At 69.2% G+C, this 15,939-nt stretch carries 13 protein-coding genes; 7 read left to right on the top strand and 6 right to left on the bottom strand.

Going from position 1 to position 15,939, the window contains the following annotated elements:
• Window positions 1–40: 40 nt before the first annotated feature.
• The 6 genes from ABIE65_RS02695 to ABIE65_RS02670 all read right to left on the bottom strand — a co-directional run bounded on the left by ABIE65_RS02695 (window position 41) and on the right by ABIE65_RS02670 (window position 7,756).
• A complete protein-coding gene (locus ABIE65_RS02695) occupies window positions 41–1,378 on the bottom strand; it encodes an ATP-binding protein (protein WP_354075337.1) in 1,338 nt (445 codons plus the stop codon).
• Window positions 1,368–2,036, bottom strand: coding sequence for a response regulator transcription factor (locus ABIE65_RS02690; RefSeq protein ID WP_354075336.1), 669 nt, complete (start codon window positions 2,034–2,036; stop codon window positions 1,368–1,370). Before ABIE65_RS02690 ends, ABIE65_RS02695 begins: the two co-directional genes overlap by 11 nt.
• 27 nt (window positions 2,037–2,063) lie before the next feature.
• Window positions 2,064–2,711 carry a PepSY domain-containing protein gene (locus ABIE65_RS02685; RefSeq protein ID WP_354075334.1) on the bottom strand — a complete coding sequence of 216 codons (648 nt, stop codon included), beginning with the start codon at window positions 2,709–2,711 and terminating at the stop codon, window positions 2,064–2,066.
• Window positions 2,712–2,935: 224 nt separating this feature from the next.
• The gene (locus ABIE65_RS02680; RefSeq protein WP_354075333.1) at window positions 2,936–4,177 is read right to left on the bottom strand and encodes an MFS transporter; all 1,242 of its coding nucleotides are present in this window, start codon (window positions 4,175–4,177) and stop codon (window positions 2,936–2,938) included.
• Window positions 4,174–5,235: a GlxA family transcriptional regulator gene (locus tag ABIE65_RS02675; RefSeq protein WP_354075332.1), complete on the bottom strand. Its 1,062-nt coding sequence runs from the start codon at window positions 5,233–5,235 to the stop codon at window positions 4,174–4,176. Before ABIE65_RS02675 ends, ABIE65_RS02680 begins: the two co-directional genes overlap by 4 nt.
• 115 nt (window positions 5,236–5,350) lie before the next feature.
• Window positions 5,351–7,756 (bottom strand): mechanosensitive ion channel domain-containing protein, encoded by a 2,406-nt coding sequence (locus ABIE65_RS02670; protein WP_354075331.1) that lies wholly within the window; start codon window positions 7,754–7,756, stop codon window positions 5,351–5,353.
• A gap of 238 nt (window positions 7,757–7,994) precedes the next feature.
• Here ABIE65_RS02670 and ABIE65_RS02665 point away from each other — a divergent pair, with 238 nt between their 5' ends.
• The 7 genes from ABIE65_RS02665 (at window position 7,995) to ABIE65_RS02635 (ending at window position 15,886) form a co-directional block, all read left to right on the top strand.
• On the top strand, window positions 7,995–9,029 hold the full coding sequence (locus tag ABIE65_RS02665; RefSeq protein ID WP_354075330.1) for an amidohydrolase family protein: 1,035 nt from the start codon (window positions 7,995–7,997) through the stop codon (window positions 9,027–9,029).
• Between the two features lie 40 nt (window positions 9,030–9,069).
• Entirely contained in the window at window positions 9,070–10,125 is a 1,056-nt protein-coding gene (locus ABIE65_RS02660) for an Ldh family oxidoreductase (protein WP_354075329.1), read from the top strand.
• A gap of 107 nt (window positions 10,126–10,232) precedes the next feature.
• Window positions 10,233–11,036, top strand: a complete 804-nt coding sequence (locus ABIE65_RS02655; RefSeq protein WP_354075328.1) for a DUF4197 domain-containing protein — start codon at window positions 10,233–10,235, stop codon at window positions 11,034–11,036.
• Window positions 11,037–11,067: 31 nt separating this feature from the next.
• Window positions 11,068–12,039: a zinc-binding dehydrogenase gene (locus ABIE65_RS02650; protein ID WP_354075327.1), complete on the top strand. Its 972-nt coding sequence runs from the start codon at window positions 11,068–11,070 to the stop codon at window positions 12,037–12,039.
• Window positions 12,040–12,253: 214 nt separating this feature from the next.
• Window positions 12,254–13,858 carry an ABC transporter substrate-binding protein gene (locus ABIE65_RS02645; protein ID WP_354075326.1) on the top strand — a complete coding sequence of 535 codons (1,605 nt, stop codon included), beginning with the start codon at window positions 12,254–12,256 and terminating at the stop codon, window positions 13,856–13,858.
• 138 nt (window positions 13,859–13,996) lie between these two features.
• Window positions 13,997–14,944, top strand: coding sequence for an ABC transporter permease (locus ABIE65_RS02640; protein WP_354075325.1), 948 nt, complete (start codon window positions 13,997–13,999; stop codon window positions 14,942–14,944).
• Window positions 14,945–14,992: 48 nt separating this feature from the next.
• Window positions 14,993–15,886 carry an ABC transporter permease gene (locus ABIE65_RS02635; RefSeq protein ID WP_354075324.1) on the top strand — a complete coding sequence of 298 codons (894 nt, stop codon included), beginning with the start codon at window positions 14,993–14,995 and terminating at the stop codon, window positions 15,884–15,886.
• Window positions 15,887–15,939: the final 53 nt, after the last annotated feature.

Below are 15,939 nucleotides of genomic sequence, written 5' to 3'. Positions count from 1 at the left end.
CGCACGGCATTTCGCCATGCGAAAGGCCCCCAGCGTCCGGCTAGGCCCGCGTCGCCGGCAGCCGGACCACGGCCCGCAAGCCGCCGGCGGGGGAACGGTCGAGGGTGACCTCGCCGCCATAGAGTCCCGAAAGGTCCTTCACGATGGAGAGGCCCAGGCCGGATCCGGGGACGCTCTCGTCCAGGCGGCTGCCGCGCGGCAGCACCGCCTCCTGCTCCGCCGGGGTCAGGCCGCGGCCGTCGTCGTCCACGACGATCTCCAGCCGGTTGCCGTCGACGCGGGCGGTGACGGCAACCTGCCGGCGCGCCCACTTGCAGGCATTGTCCATGAGGTTGCCGAGGATTTCTTCCAGGTCCTGGCGTTCGCCGCGGAAGGCGGCGTGCGGTGCGACGGTCGCCTCGATGGCGATCTCGCGGCTCGCATAGATCTTCAGCAGCGCGCGGCGCAGGTCCTCGACGACCGGCGCCACCTCGGTGCGGGCGCCGAGCACCCGGCCGGCGCCGGCGGCGCGGGCGCGGACCAGATAGTGGTCGACGTGGCGCCGCATCAGGTCCGTCTGGCGGCGGACCTGTTCGGCCAGCGGATCGGCGGCGTCGGACGCCGCCTCGTTGGCGAGGACGGCCAGCGGCGTCTTCAGGGCGTGGGCGAGGTTGCCGACATGGGTGCGCGCCCGCTCGATCACCTCGGCATTGTGGTCGAGCAGGCCGTTCAGCTCGTCCGCCAGCTGCTCGATCTCGGTTGGGAAGTCGCCGCTGAGATGTTCCGCCTCGCCGGCCCGGATGCGAGCGAGCTGGCGCTGGACGCGGCGCAGCGGCAGCAGGCCGTAGATCACCTGGATCAGCACCGCGAGAACCAGGACGAGGCCGAGGCCGCCGAGCGACCAGAACAGCGTCGTGTTGAAGCTGTCGACCTCGGTCTCGATCTCGCTAGTGTCGCCGGCGACGAGGAAGAGGTAGGGCGCTTCGCCGCCGGGCAGCTCGATCCAGCGCGCGGCGACGCGCAACTGCTGGTTCAGCGGGCCCTCGGTGCGGTAGCGCACCGGCGCGGATCCGATGCCGTCGCCGGCCTTCAGCGCCTCGTCCCAGAGCGAGCGCGAGGAGAGGACGGTGCCGTCGCGATCGTCGATCTGCCAGTACCAGCCGGAATAGGGCTGGCTGAAGCGCGGATCCTCCAGCGTGCGGCTGAGGCGGACGCCCTCGGGATAGACGAAGGCGCCGCCGATCAGCGTCTCCTGGTAGACGGCCAGATGCCGGTCGAAGCTGCGCTCGACATAGTCGCGGAAGAGCGCCGACAGCAGGAGGCCGCCGGCCGCGAGCGCCGCCACGCTCCACAGCCCCGCGCCCAGGACGAGGCGCAGCGCGAGGGAGTTAAGCCGCATTCGGCTCCGACAGGCTGTAGCCGAGGCCGCGGGTGGTCTGGATCAGGTCGTTGCCGATCTTCTTCCGCAGCCGTCCGACGAACACTTCGATCGTGTTGGAATCCCGGTCGAAATCCTGTTCGTAGAGATGCTCCACCAGCTCGGTGCGCGACACGATCTTACCGCGGTGGTGCAGCAGGTAGGACAGCAGCCGGTATTCCTGCGCCGTCAGCCGGATGACCTCGCCGTTCACCGTCACCTGGCCGGTGCTGGTGTCGAGCACCAGCGGCCCGCAGCGCAGTTCCGACGACGCGACGCCGGCGGCACGGCGGATGAGGGCGCGCAGGCGGGCGAGCACCTCCTCGATCTCGAACGGCTTCACGACATAGTCGTCGGCGCCGGCGTCGAAGCCGGCGACCTTGGCGCTCCAGCCGCCGCGCGCGGTGAGGATCAGCACGGGCATGTTGCGGCCGGCGGCGCGCCATTTCTTCAGGATCGTGGCGCCGTCCATCACCGGCAGGCCGAGGTCGAGCACGACGGCGTCGTAGGGCTCCGTCTCGCCCAGGAAGTGGCCGTCCTCGCCGTCGTGCGACACGTCGACGGCATAGCCCGCCTTGCGCAGCGCGCCGGCCAGCTGCCGCGCCAGATCCTCGTCGTCCTCGACGACCAGAAGCCTCATCGCCGTTCCTCCCGCTGCGCGCCGACCTCAGTCACGGTCGCGGCTCCGTCCCCGGTCGCCGTCTCTGTCACGATTCCCGTCCCTGTCGCGAGTCCGTTCGCGGCCGCCGTCGTCGTTTCGTCGCCGCCTGTCGCGGTCGCCGTCGTCGCGCTGCCGCTCGTAACGGCGCGCGTCGCCGCGATCCGAATCGCGGTCCGGGCGGCGGTCGTTCTCGATCGCCCGCCGCCGGTCGCGGCCGCGGGCCGGATCATCACGATCCCGCCGATACGCGTTCCGGTCCCGCTCCAGTCGCCGATCGCCCGGCGCCAATTCGCGGCCGCGGGCCGGATCGTCACGGTCCCGCCGGTACGTGTTGCGGTCCCGCTCCAAGCGTCGGTCGCCCGGCGCCGGCTCGCGGCGCCAGCGGTCGTCGCCCTGGTCGCGGAAGCCACCCTGCGGTGCGAAACCCATCGGCGGCGCGCCGTCGTCCCGGCCACTCTGGCCGCGGCGGTCGGCACCGCCGCGTTCGCGCAGCACCCGCCCGGAGCGGGCGTCGACGTCGAGTTCGACCACCCGTCCGCGCGGGTCGAGCAGGCGGATTCCGTAGGTCCACTCGCCGCTGCCGCGCTCCGCGATGTCGGCGTCAAGCACGCGGCCGGGGTAGCGTCCGCTCAGCCCGGAGAGGATTTCGCTCAAGGGCCGCGCCTCGCCCGAACGGACGGCTCGGCGCGCATCGTCCTGCCCGGCTCCCGCAGGGGAGGCCAGCAAGGTCGCGAGGGCCAGGGTGCAGAGGAAGCGGCGCATGCTGTCCGAATAGCCGGGTCCACCTGAATGTGGCGTGAACCCGGACGGTTTTCGACCCCGGCGTGCGGTCGTCCCGGCTCCTGCGCCCGCCCCGGTCCCCGGCGTCGCGCGGTTCGTCAGGCCGGTTCGGCGAAGGGTTTCGAATCGCGCGCGCGGCTGTAGATCAGCAGGCCCGACAGGAGGATGACGGCGAGCGTGCCGAAGGCTGCGCGGTAGGCGGCCTCGGGTGCCATGCCGTCGGCCGTGGGGAAGGCGCCGACGACCGCGCCGGTCAGCATGGGCAGCAGGGCGCATCCGACCGACTGGGCGACGTTGACGGTCGTGACGCCGCGGCCGACGAGGCGGTCGGGGAAGAGGCTGCGGCCATGGGCGACGATCACTACGCCGTAATGGCCGACGAGGCCGAGGAGGATCAGCAGCCCGGCGGCGAGCCAGGCCGGCGGATCCGGCACCAGGGCGAGTGCGGCCAGGATCGACGCGGTAGTCAGGGCGCCGGTCGCCACCACGCCCTTGCGGGTGTTGAAGCGCCGGTCCATCGGCCCATAGCCCAGCACGCCGCAGACCGTGGCGGCGGCCATCAGCAGCAGCACGTTGCCGCGGGTGACGGAATCCATGCCGTGCACGTCGTGCAGGTAGGCGCCGGCCCACAGTCCCTGGACCGTCAGCAGCGTGGCATAGGCCACGGTGTGCATCGCCAGCACGTAGCCGAGCCCCGGCGTGCGCCAGACCTCGCCGACGCCCTTGAGGACGGCGAGCACGGTCTCCGGCCGCTTGTCCGGTGCCTCCAGATCGGGCGGTGCGTCGCGCACCACGGCGACGAAGAACACGCCGATCGCGGCGCTGACGGCGGCGGCGGCGACGAAGACGCCGCGCCAGCCGATCGCTTCACTGCCGAGCGCCATAGGCGTGGTCGCCAGCAGCGTGCCGAGGTTGCTGAGGGCGAAGACCCAGCTCAGGACCTGGGTGAAGCGGGCCGGCGCCACCCAGCGCGACGTCAGGACGACGGCGCCCATGAAGCTCGCGGCGCAGCCCAGGCCGATCAGCACGCGCGCGGCCAGCAAGGTCGCCGCCGAATCGCCGACGGCGAAGAGCAGCGACCCGCCGACCGTCAGCATGGTCAGCCATCCCACGGTCAGCCGCGGTCCCCACCGGTCGAAGGCGATGCCGACGGGGATCTGGGCCAGCGCCAGGATCACGAAGAAGCTGCCGTTGACGACGCCCAGGCTCTCCGGCGTCAGGCCGGCGTCGCGCATCAGCTCGGGCGCGATCACGCCGTTCGACGCGCGGAAGAACTGGCTGAGCACCACCGCGGCGACGATGGCGACGAAGACGCGGACCACGCGCGTCCGCCCGGTCACGCGCCCATCTCCCGGTCGGGGTGCGGCCCCGGCGCGGCGGGGGCGACCATGCCGGGGCGCACGCGCTGGCGGTACTCGCGCGGGCCGACGCCGAGCAGCTTGGCGAAGACCCGGCGCATGGTGTCGGCGCTGCCGAAGCCGCAGCGGCGGGCCACGGAGTCGAGCCCGGCGGCGCCGTCCTCGATGGCGCGGCGCGCGGCATCGACCCGGGCACGCTCGACGAAGCGCGCGGGCGTGGTGCCGGTCTCGCGGGCGAAGGCGCGCGCGAAGGTGCGCACGCTCATGCCGGCGAACTCGGCCAGGCGCTCGACGCGCAGGTCGCCGCCGGGATTCTCGAGGACGTGCGACTGGACGCGCGCGATGGGGGCGCTGGCGGCACCCTGGGCGGCGAGCTGGGCGCTGAACTGCGACTGGCCGCCGGGCCGCTTCAGGAACAGCACGAGGCGGCGCGCCACCGCAAGTGCGAGGTCGCGCCCGTGATCCTCCTCCACCATCGCCAGCGCCATGTCCATGCCCGCCGTGATCCCGGCGGAGCACCAGACGCGGCCGTCGCGGACGAAAATCGCGTCGGGCTCGACGGTGCTGTCGGGGAATTCGCGGGCGAGGCGGGCGCAGTGCATCCAGTGCGTCGTGGCCCGGCGGCCGGCGAGGAGGCCGGCCTCGCCGAGCAGGAAGGCACCGGTGCAAACGGAGGCGATCCGCTCGACCTGCGCCGCCGCGTCCCGCAGCCAGGCGAGCAAAGCCCGGTCGCGCCGTGCGGCGATCACGCCCTCGCCGCCGGCGACCAGCAGCGTGTGGATGTCGCCGACAGCCGCATCGAGCCCGCGGTCCGCCGTGACCGGCAGGCCGCTGGCGGTCGGCAGCAGACCCGGCCGGCTGCCGACGATGCCGATCGAGTATAGGGCTTCGCCGCCTTCGGAACGGCGGACGGCGTTCGCCGCGGCGAAGACTTCCAGCGGGCCGACCACGTCGAGCATCTGGGCGTGCGGGAAGGCGAGCATGGCGACGTGGCGGACGCCCGGCCCTGCTGCGGCGGCCGGCATCGCAGGGGACGGCATCGCGGCTGCTCCCGATGATGAATGTCACCGGAGTGGAGCAGGTCGCGGCCGTGGCAGCAATGTCAAGAAGACGACGATTCCGGCCAGTCGCTGCTGTCGCTGCTGTCGCTGCCTGTCAGCGCGCGGGCTCCGTGTCCGGACCGTCGTTCGCGTTCGGGGCGGCGGAACCGGTAGCGGTGCCCGAGCCGGTGCCCGCCCGGGTACCGGATTCCGTGCCGTCGCCGGAGCCCGTGGCGTCCTTTCCGGGAAGCGCCACGGTCTGCGCCGACGCGAGCGTGCGGGCGCGATCGTCGACCTGGATCCGCGCTGGCGGGGCACCGCCGCTCTTGTCCACGCCGAAGTAGATCGTGCGGTGCGGGAAGGGGATCTCGATACCCAACTCGTCGAACTTCTTCTTCATCCGGCGATTGAACTCCCGCCCGACGCCCCACTGCTGGATGGGCAGCGTCTTGATGCGGACCTTCACGATGACGGCGGACTCGTCGAACTTGTCGACCCCGGCGACGTCGAGCGGCGCCAGGATCTTCGAGCCGAAGTCGGGGTCGGCGATCATCTCGTCCAGGATGGCGCGCAACACCGCGACCACCTGGTCGGTGTCCTCCCGATAGGCGACGCCGACGTCGGCGACGTAGTAGGAGAATTCCTTGGTCAGGTTGGCGGTCGAGCCGACCTCGCTGAACGGCACGGTGAAGACGGTCCCGTCGTAGCCGCGCAGCCGGATCGTTCGGATCGAGATGGCCTCGACCAGACCGCCGTTGCCGCCGACATTGACCACGTCGCCGACCGAGAACTGGTTCTCCACCAGGATGAAGATGCCGGTGATGATGTCCTTCACCAGCGTCTGCGCGCCGAAGCCGACGGCGAGGCCGATGATGCCGGCACCGGCGAGCAGCGGACCAATGTCGATGCCGATCTCCGACAGGACGATCAGCCCGGCGATGATCGTGATGCCGACGAACGCGGTCTTCTGCATCAGCGGCAGCAGGGTGCGGACCCGCTGGCTGCGCTGGATGACGTTGCCGTCCATGTCGGCGCTGTTCAGGTAGCGCTCGATGGCGGCGCTGAGCAGTGCCCAGGCCACCAGGGCGATGAACACGACGATGACGATCTTCGCCGCGCCGCCGACGACGTGCCGGCCGGACTCGGATGCGACCCAGCCGAAGGCGTCGAGGCCCCAGACCTCCAGCAGCGCCAGCACGGTCACGGCATACACCGTGCCGAGCAGGATGCAGCGCAGGACCGGCACGTAGCGATTCGCCCGCTCCTCGATGCCTGGGTAGCGGGTCTTGACGTCGGGGCTGATGGCGAAGCCGCGTTCGAGCAGCTGCCGGACGATGGCGGCGATCAGCCGGGAGAGAAGCAGAACACCGACCGTCAGCAGCGTCGCCCGGAACAGGAAGGAGAAGCCCTGTTCGAGTTGCACGGCCCAGATGGCGAAGACCACGACGACATAGGTGATCGCGAAGACGTGCCACACGTCGCCGAAGCGCGCGCGCAGCGTGCGCATGCCGCCGCTCTGCCCCGTGCCGCGGATCGCCGCCGCCACCGCCGCGCGGTTCTGCAGGATGAGGACGATCATCAGCACGGTGACCACGAAGCCGAGCAGCTTCAGCATCACCGTGTAGACGTCGTACGGCGCGCCGAGGGCGTAGAGCGCCTCGATGAAGAAGTAGCCGTAAACCGCGACGGCCGCGATGCGGCGGACCCAGATGTAGATGTACTGGGCTGTCTGGTCGCCGACGCCGAGCAGGCGCAGCGACGCGAACTCCGGGGCGAGCAGCGACCGGGCGGCGACCCCGATCAGCCGCACGATCACGTTCGCCTGCACCAGCGCCAGCACCGCTAGGCGGATGCGCCAGGGCGGATCGAGGAAGGCCATGGCGGCATGCGCCACCAGGGCGAACGCCAGCACCGGAAGCAGGTCCAGGATCAGCCGCACGGCGACGAAGGACAGGCGGACGACGAGCCGATCGTGGTGGCGGCTCTCCACCGCGCGCCGCGGCCGGAGCAGGACGCGGCGGACCATCCATTCGGTGGCGATGGCGGCCGCCAGGACGACCACCAGGGCCGTCGCGAAATCCCACAGCGCCTTGCGCGTGGCGGGGTCGCCGGCGCCCGTGGTCGCCCAGGTGAATATCTGCGGCAGGTCGACGACGAACTCCGCGGCCCCGACGAACTGCTGGCCGATCCGCCCGACCTCGTCGGCGAGCTGTGCCAGGAATTCCGCGCCGCTGCCGGCATCCTCCTGCGGGGTGGCTGTCGCCTTCCGCGCCTCGATCAGCGTGCGCAGCTGGCCGACGAGCTGTTCGCGCGCGGCGTCGTCGGTGAGGGTGCCGACGAGCGCCTCCAGTTCGGCGACGGTCTGGTCCAGCTGCGCCGCCGGCGGCGCTTGCTGAGGTGCCTGCTGAGGCACCTGGGCCAGCGCCGCGAGGGGCAGAAGGAACAGGAAAAGGGCGAGGAGGGGGGCGACGAAGGGCCTGCTGGATCCCACCGCCGGCCGAGTGCTGGCCGTCGACTGCATGGGCCGGAAACGACTCCTGTACGTGCGGGTTCCGCCGCGATGAACGACGTGCGAGGGAACAACAATTGGGCGCTAAGCCTAGGGACAAAGCCCGCTGCGTCCACCCTTGCGTTGCAGGTCATGGAGGCCGGGCATATTGGCGATTCCATGACCGACCTCCCGGACCGGTTGCCGGATGCCACTCGCGCGCTGCCGCGGTCGCGGCCTATGCTTCGACAAAAGCGACGAGGAAGCGACCATGACGACCCAAGGCGGCACGGCGTTCGCCGGCACCCGAGAGGCCTGGCTGGCGGAGACGCGCGAGCCGGCGCTGGAGCCGGACCTGCCGATCTGCGACCCGCACCACCACCTCTGGGACCGGCGCGGCGGCCACCGCTACATGCTACCCGACCTCGTCGCGGACTGCGCCGAGGGCCATCGGATCGAGAGCACCGTCTTCATCGAGTGCCGGTCCTTCTACCGGGCGGCCGGGCCGGTGGCGATGCGCCCGATCGGCGAGACGGAATTCGTGAACGGCGCGGCGGCGATGTCGGCGAGCGGCGCCTATGGCGGCACGCGCGCCTGTGCCGGGATCGTCGGCCATGCCGACCTGCGGCTCGGCGCGGCCGTGGAGGCGGTCCTCGCGGCGCACGTCGCCGCCGGCAACGGTCGGTTCCGCGGGATCCGCCACTCGGCCAGCTGGGATGCATCGGACGCGATCCACGACAACCACACCGGCTCGCCGGGCGACGTCTACAGCGATCCGAACTTCCGCGAGGGGTTCGGCAGGCTGGCGGCGCACGGCCTGACGTTCGAGGCGTGGCTGTACCATCCGCAGTTGCAGGAGGTCGCGGACCTCGCGGCCGCCTTTCCGGACCAGCCGATCGTGCTGAACCATGTGGGCGGGCCGCTCGGCGCCGGACCTTATGCCGGGCGGCGCGATGCCGTCTTCGCCGACTGGAAGGCGGGCATCGAGCGAGTCGCCGCCCATCCGAACGTCCACGTGAAGCTCGGCGGCCTCGGCATGAAGATCTGCGGCTTCGACTTCCACACGCGCGACCGGGCGCCGTCGTCTGAGGACCTGGCGGCAGCCTGGCGCCCGTTCGTCGAGACGGCGATCGAAGCGTTCGGCCCCGAGCGGGCGATGTTCGAGAGCAACTTCCCCGTCGACAAGGAATCCTGCGGCTACGCCAACCTCTGGAACGCGTTCAAGCGTATCGCCGCAGGCGCATCGGCCGAGGAGAAGGCCGCCCTCTTCCACGACACGGCCACCCGCTTCTATCGTCTCGCGTGATCATGCACGCCAGACGCGACCCCACAGGGAGACGACACACATGCCCATCGTAATGGCCGACCGCGCGACGGTGATCGCCGACACGCTGCTGCAATGCGCCGGCGCCAGCGCCCACGAGGCGGAGGTCGTGGCGCGCCACTGCATCGGCGCCAACCTCGCCGGGCACGATTCGCACGGCATCATCCAGATCCCCGTCTATATCGACCGGGTGAAGAAGGGGCACATCGTGCCCGGCGCGCCGATCGACATCGTGCAGGAGTCGCCGACCACCACCGTGATCGACGGCAACTGGGGCTTCGGCTACGTGGTCAGCGAGCATGCGATGAACCTGACCATCGAGAAGGCGCGCAAATCCAACGTCGCCGCCTGCACCGTCTTCCGCCAGAGTCATGTCGGCCGCGTCGCCGACTATCCGCTGATGGCGGCCAAGGCCGGCATGATCGCCATCATGACGGCAGATTCGGGCCGCGCGCCCAAGCAGGTGGCGCCCTTCGGCGGACGCGAGCCGCGCCTCGGCACCAATCCCATCTCCGTCGCCGTGCCGTCGGAGCTGGAGGGGCCGCTGTTCATCGACATGGCGACCTCGGCCGCTGCGGCCGGCAAGCTGAAGGTTGCGGCGGCGCGCGGCACGCCGATCCCGGCCGGCTGGCTGCTCGACAAGGACGGCAGGCAGACGACCGATCCGCGGGCTCTGGGGCAGGGCGGCGTGCTGCTGCCGCTCGGCGGCAGCGAGGGCTACAAGGGCTACGGCCTGTCGGCGATCGTCGAGATCCTGTCGGGCATCCTTCCCGGCCTGGGCTTCGGCGTCGAACCGACGGGCAAGCACAATGACGGCTGCTTCATGGCGGTCTTCAACGTCGAGGCGTTCCGGCCGCTCGCGACCTTCAAGCGCGAGGTGACGGAGTTCGCCGAGTATCTGAAGGCCACGCCGACCGACGCCGACACCAAGCAGGTGCTCTATCCGGGCGAGGTCGAGCACAATCGCGCGACCCAGCGCGGTAGCGAGGGACTCGACATCGAGGACAAGACCTGGGCCGAGCTCAAGGGTTTGGCCGACGGCTACGGCGTGACCGAGCGGCTCGGCATGCAGGGGTAGAGCCGAGACCGGCGAGGGAAGGGGCGGTACGGATGCGCCGCCGCCTTGCCCTCGCGGTACGGCGGTGCGAGGCTCGCGCCCGTAAAACCTCATCCCGGGAGTGGCTCATGCGTGCAGCGATGATCGTGCCGGTCGTGTTTCTGCTCGGCTGGTCCGTGCCCGCCGCGGCGCAGGGCAATCTGCTCGAGAAGGGCCGCAGCCTCCTGGGCAGCCCGTCGTCGGGGGGCGGCGGCTCGATCGCTGCGGGCCTGTCCGAGAGCCGCGCCGACTCCGGCCTGCGCGAGGCGCTGCGCGTCGCGACATCGCGAACCGTGTCCCAGGTCGGGCGCACCGACGGCTACTATGGCGACCCGAAGATCCGCATCCCGCTGCCGGGCTTCCTGGAAACGGCGCGCAAGGCCATGGCGGCGATGGGCATGTCGCAGACGCTCGACGACCTGGAACTGCGCATGAACCGGGCGGCCGAGGCGGCGGCTCCCCGGGCAGCCGACATCTTCGGCGACGCCGTCGCGGCGATGACCGTCACCGACGCCAGGGGCATCGTAACGGGACCGAAGGATTCCGCGACGCGCTATTTCAAGCGCACGACCACGCAGCCGCTGACCGAGGCCTTCCGGCCGATCGTCGACAGCGCGCTGGCCGACGTCGGCGCCGTGCAGACCTACAATGCTGCGGTGCAGAGTCTGGGCAACAGCGCGACCGGCGGTCTCGGGGGCGGTCTCGGCGGCAGCCTCGGGGGCATTCTCGGCGGCGGTACGGGCGGGGGCGCCGCCGGCTTCGATTTCACCGATTTCGTCGTCGGCAAGGCTCTCGACGGCATCTTCCACTACATCGCCGAGCAGGAAGCCGCGATCCGTACCAATCCCGCCGCACGAACCACGGAACTGCTCCGCGACGTGTTCGGCCGTTAGGCGCGGCGCTGTCCATCAGGGAGACGACCACATGAAAGCAGCCGTACTGACGGAAGAGGGCGTGCGCGTCCGCGACGTGCCGACGCCGGAGCCGAAGCCGAACGAAGTGCTGGTCAAGGTCCGCGCCTGCGGCCTGAACCGGGCCGACCTGCTGGTGGCGAGCGGCCATGCGCACGGCCGCATCGGCGGCGCCGGGACAGTGATCGGCCTGGAATGGGCCGGCGAGGTGGTGGCCTGCGGTGCCGAGGCGACGGGCGTGAAGGTCGGCGACCGGGTGATGTGCTCGGGCAGCGGCGGTTGGGCCGAGTATGCCGTGACCGACTATGGGCGCGCCTCGCCGGTGCCGGCGAACAACATGAGCTGGGAGCAGGCGGCGACGCTGCCGGTCGCGCTGCAGACCATGCACGACGCCATCGTCACCAACGGCCGCATGCAGAAGGGCGACGCCGTGCTGATCCAGGGCGCCAGTTCCGGCGTCGGCCTGCTCGGCATGAAGATCGCCAGGCACATGGGCGCACGGCTGGTGATCGGCACCTCGACCAATGCCGAGCGGCGGGCGCGCCTGTCCGAATTCGGCGCGGACCTCGCCCTCGATTCCCGCGATCCCGGCTGGGTCGATGCGGTGCTCGCGGCGACGGACGGTAAGGGCGTCGAACTGATCGTCGACCAGATCTCGGGCTATGTCGCCAACCAGAACATGCAGGCGGCCGCGATCCTCGGGCGCATCGTCAACGTCGGCCGGCTCGGCGGCTTCAAGGGCGAGTTCGACTTCGACCTGCACGCCCTGCGCCGCATCGACTATATCGGCGTGACCTTCCGGACCCGCTCGGCCGAGGAGATCCGCGAGATCGTGCGCCGGATGCGGGCCGACCTGTGGGACGCGGTGGAGAGCGGGGCGCTGGCGCTGCCGATCGACCGCACCTTCGCGCTCGACGAGGCAGCGGATGCGCTCGCCCGCATGAAGGCCAACGCGCACCTCGGCAAGATCGTCCTGACGGTGTGACCGCAGCGGCGAGCCGGCGTGGCTGCCCGCCGTCATGTCTGGACAGACATACGTTTCTACATTGACCGGACGACCGTAGCCGGGCAGCATTGCCGCCAATCAGTTGGGCCGCCCATGCGGCCCGATCAAAAGACGAACAGGGAGCATAGCCGTCGCCAGCTTCACGCTGGTGGTTGTGCCTCCTGATTCCGGTCGACGGGAGGTAAAACGGCCTATGAGACGTGGAGCGAAGACGCTTGCCCTGGTGGTCCCGGTTCTGGGCGCCATGAGCATCGTGCAGCCGGCACTGGCGCAGAAGTCCGGCGGTATTTTCAAGATCTATCATCGTGATTCGCCGCCGTCGCTTTCTATCCACGAGGAGGCGACGAACTCGACCGTCATGCCGATGATGAGCGTGATGAACAACTTGGTCATCTTCGACCAGTTGAAGCCCATCGGCAGCCTCGACACTATCGTTCCTGACCTCGGCGAGAGCTGGACCTGGGAAGACGACGGAAAGAAGCTGAAGTTCAAGCTCCGCGAAGGCGTGAAGTGGCACGACGGCAAGCCGTTCACCGCGAAGGACGTGAAGTGCACCTTCGATCTCGTCCAGGGCAAGGGCGACGCCAAGCTGCGCAAGAACCCGCGCAAGGTCTGGTATCACAATCTCGACGAGGTCACGACGAACGGCGACCATGAGGTCACGTTCAACCTGAAGCGGCGCCAGCCGTCGTTCATCGCGCTCCTCGCATCGGGCTACACGCCGGTCTATCCGTGCCATGTGACCCCGGCGGAGATGCGGACCAAGCCGATCGGTACCGGGCCGTTCAAGTTCGTCGAGTTCAAGCAGAACGAGTACATCAAGCTCACGAAGAACCCGGACTACTGGCAGAAGGGCAGGCCCTATCTCGACGGGATCGAGTTCACGATCATCAAGAACCGGTCGACCCGCATGCTGGCGTTCGTCGCCGGCGACTTCGACATGACGTACACGACCGACATCACCATTCCGATGCTTAAGGACGTGAAGTCGCAGGCGCCGGACGCGATCTGCGAGGTGCGGCCGACCAACGTCAACCGCAACCTGATCGTCAATGCCGAGAAGCCGCCCTTCAACGACCCGAAGATGCGGCGCGCCATGATGCTGGCGCTCGACCGGCAGGCTTTCATCGACATCATCAGCGAAGGCAACGACGACCAGGGCGGCATGATGCTGCCGCCGCCGGAAGGCGTGTGGGGCATGCCTCCGGAGGTCCTCGAGACCGTCGCCGGCTACGGCAAAAACGTCGAGAAGAACCGTGCCGAGGCACGCAAGCTGATGGAAGAGCTGGGCTATGGTCCGGACAAGCGGCTGCCGATCAAGGTCTCGACGCGCAACATTGCGATCTACCGCGACCCGGCCGTCATTCTGATCGACCAGCTGAAGGACATCTACATGGATGCCGAGCTGGAGGTGGTCGAGACGAGCCTCTGGCACGCCAAGGTCGCGCGGAAGGACTACACGGTCGGCATGAACCTGACCGGCATCGGCGTCGACGATCCCGATGTCGCCTTCTACGAGAACTTCAAGTGCGACTCGGAGCGTAACTACACGCAGTACTGCAATCCGGAGCTCGAGAAGAAGTTCGACGAGCAGTCGATGGAAACCGACATCGAGAAGCGCAAGAAGCTGGTGTGGGAGATCGACAAGCAGCTGCAGGAAGATGCGGCGCGCCCGGTCATCTATCACGCCCGTTCTGCGACCTGCTTTCAGCCCTGGGTGAAGAACCTGACGACCTCGGCCAACAGCTCCTACAACGGCTTCCGGTACGACAACGTCTGGCTGGCCGACCGAAAGTAGGTCGAAACGTCCGGGCGGGCATTCCCGCCCGGCGCATTCGGTGGGGACGGTCCTGCGACACGCCGTCCCGCACCGCCCTGGTAACCGACTTCGCGGCGTCCCCACGAACGATGGGGACGTCCGCCCAGGAGCAGTACGGTGATACCTTACCTGATCAGGCGCTTCTTCCTGATGGCGGTGACGCTGTTCGGAATGTCCGTGATCATCTTCGTGATGCTGCGGCTCGTGCCGGGCAACATCGCGGACATCCTGTTCGACTCTGCCGGCTTCATCGACCCCGCGGCCAAGGCGCAGATCGAGGCCGATCTCGGCCTCGATAAGCCGATCGTCTTCCAGTATCTCAGCTGGATCGGCGGCATGATGCAGGGCGATCTCGGCTTTTCCTACGTGTCCGAGCGCTCGACCCTGGACGAGATCCTGCCGCGCATTCCGATCACGGCGAAGCTGGCCGGGCTGGCGCTGGCCTTCTCGATCATCCTGGGCGTGCCGCTGGGCGTCATCAGCGCCGTGCGCCAGGACACGAAGATGGACTATTTCCTGCGGGTCGTGAGTCTGAGCGGCCTGTCGTTGCCGTCCTTCTGGCTGGCGCTGCTGATCCTGATGTTCTTCGTCCAGTTCTTCGGCACCATCCCGATCTACACCCGGGAGCCGCAGCCCTTCTGGGACGAACTCGTGATGTACGCCATACCGGCGGCGGCGGTCGGCTTCCGCAGTTCGGCGCTGATCATGCGTCTGACGCGGTCTTCGATGCTCGAGGTGCTGCGCCAGGACTACATCCGCACGGCGCGATCAAAGGGGGCTTCCGACAAGTCGGTCAACTACCACCACGCGCTGCGGAACGCCGTGCTGCCGGTCGTCACCATCATCGGCATCGAGGCCGCCTTCCTGATCGGCGGCCTGATCGTCACCGAGACCGTCTTCAACATCCCCGGCGTCGCCCGCTTCCTGGTCGAGGCCATCCAGTGGCGCGACTATCCGATCGTGCAGAACTTGGTGATGCTGATCGCGCTGGTGACCGTCGTGGTGAACTTCATCGTCGATCTGCTCTACGTCGCCCTCGACCCGCGAATCAAATACTCGGATTGAGCGCGCATCGATCTAACGGGCGGACGTCGATTTTGTGGAGGACCTGCCGTGCAGGCTATTGACCATCAAGCGGAGCTGAAGCGCGCCGGCGCCAATAGGACCGGATGGAGCAGTTCCGCGCTCTACCTCATGCGGCGATACCCGCTGGGCGCGTTCGGCCTGGTCGTGGTCATCATCTTCGTGCTGGCAGCCATCTTCGCTAACAGCATCTCCATGTACGATCCGACGTCGACCAATGCGCGGTCGTCGCTGTCCCCTCCTACGGAGGAGCATCTGCTCGGCGCCGACTTCATGGGCCGCGACATGCTGAGCCGGATCATCCACGGGGCGCGCATCTCGCTCGCCGTCGGCGTGGGCTCGACCCTGATCGGCTGCTTCTTCGGCGTGGCGATCGGCCTGATGTCCGGCTTCCTCCTCGGCTGGTTCGATCTCGTGACCCAGCGCATCATCGACATCATGCAGGCATTGCCGCTGCTGGTGATGGCGCTGGTGATGGCGGCTTCGCTCGGCCCGTCCCTCGAAAACACGATCATCGCCATATCGATACCGGTCATACCGCACGTCGCCCGCGTCATACGCGCCAACACGCTCGCCTTGCGCGAGATGCCGTTCGTCGAGGCGGCGAAGGCGCAGGGGATGAGCGACCTGCGCGTCGCCGTGCGCCACATCCTGCCCAACACCGTTGCCCCGGTCATCGTGCTCGCCACGGCGCAGCTCGGCTCGGCGATCCTGACGGAGGCCTCGTTGTCCTTCCTCGGGCTCGGCATCCCGGAGCCGCATCCGTCCTGGGGTCGGATGCTGTCGGAATCGGCAGCCGAATATGTGCGCACCGCACCCTGGCTGGTGATCTTCCCGGGCCTCGCGATCAGCCTCGCGGTGTTCGGCACGAACCTGCTCGGCGACGCCGTCCGCGACATCCTGGATCCGCGCCAGCGCAGCTGACCGCCCTGCAAGAGGCGGATACGAAAAACAGGCACAGACGCCGGCCCTCGGGC

Source organism: Constrictibacter sp. MBR-5, from assembly GCF_040549485.1.
Classification (GTDB): domain Bacteria; phylum Pseudomonadota; class Alphaproteobacteria; order JAJUGE01; family JAJUGE01; genus Constrictibacter.
This window is presented reverse-complemented; position numbering and strand designations above follow the sequence as displayed.

Excerpts from the sequence above, each read along its gene's own strand:
- ABIE65_RS02690 (WP_354075336.1), bottom strand. The coding sequence starts at position 2,036 with ATGAGGCTTCTGGTCGTCGAGGACGACGAGGATCTGGCGCGGCAGCTG.
- ABIE65_RS02670 (WP_354075331.1), bottom strand. The coding sequence starts at position 7,756 with ATGCAGTCGACGGCCAGCACTCGGCCGGCGGTGGGATCCAGCAGGCCC.
- ABIE65_RS02655 (WP_354075328.1), top strand. The coding sequence starts at position 10,233 with ATGCGTGCAGCGATGATCGTGCCGGTCGTGTTTCTGCTCGGCTGGTCC.
- ABIE65_RS02645 (WP_354075326.1), top strand. The coding sequence starts at position 12,254 with ATGAGACGTGGAGCGAAGACGCTTGCCCTGGTGGTCCCGGTTCTGGGC.
- ABIE65_RS02650 (WP_354075327.1), top strand. The coding sequence starts at position 11,068 with ATGAAAGCAGCCGTACTGACGGAAGAGGGCGTGCGCGTCCGCGACGTG.
- ABIE65_RS02695 (WP_354075337.1), bottom strand. The coding sequence starts at position 1,378 with ATGCGGCTTAACTCCCTCGCGCTGCGCCTCGTCCTGGGCGCGGGGCTG.
- ABIE65_RS02675 (WP_354075332.1), bottom strand. The coding sequence starts at position 5,235 with ATGCCGTCCCCTGCGATGCCGGCCGCCGCAGCAGGGCCGGGCGTCCGC.
- ABIE65_RS02660 (WP_354075329.1), top strand. The coding sequence starts at position 9,070 with ATGCCCATCGTAATGGCCGACCGCGCGACGGTGATCGCCGACACGCTG.
- ABIE65_RS02665 (WP_354075330.1), top strand. The coding sequence starts at position 7,995 with ATGACGACCCAAGGCGGCACGGCGTTCGCCGGCACCCGAGAGGCCTGG.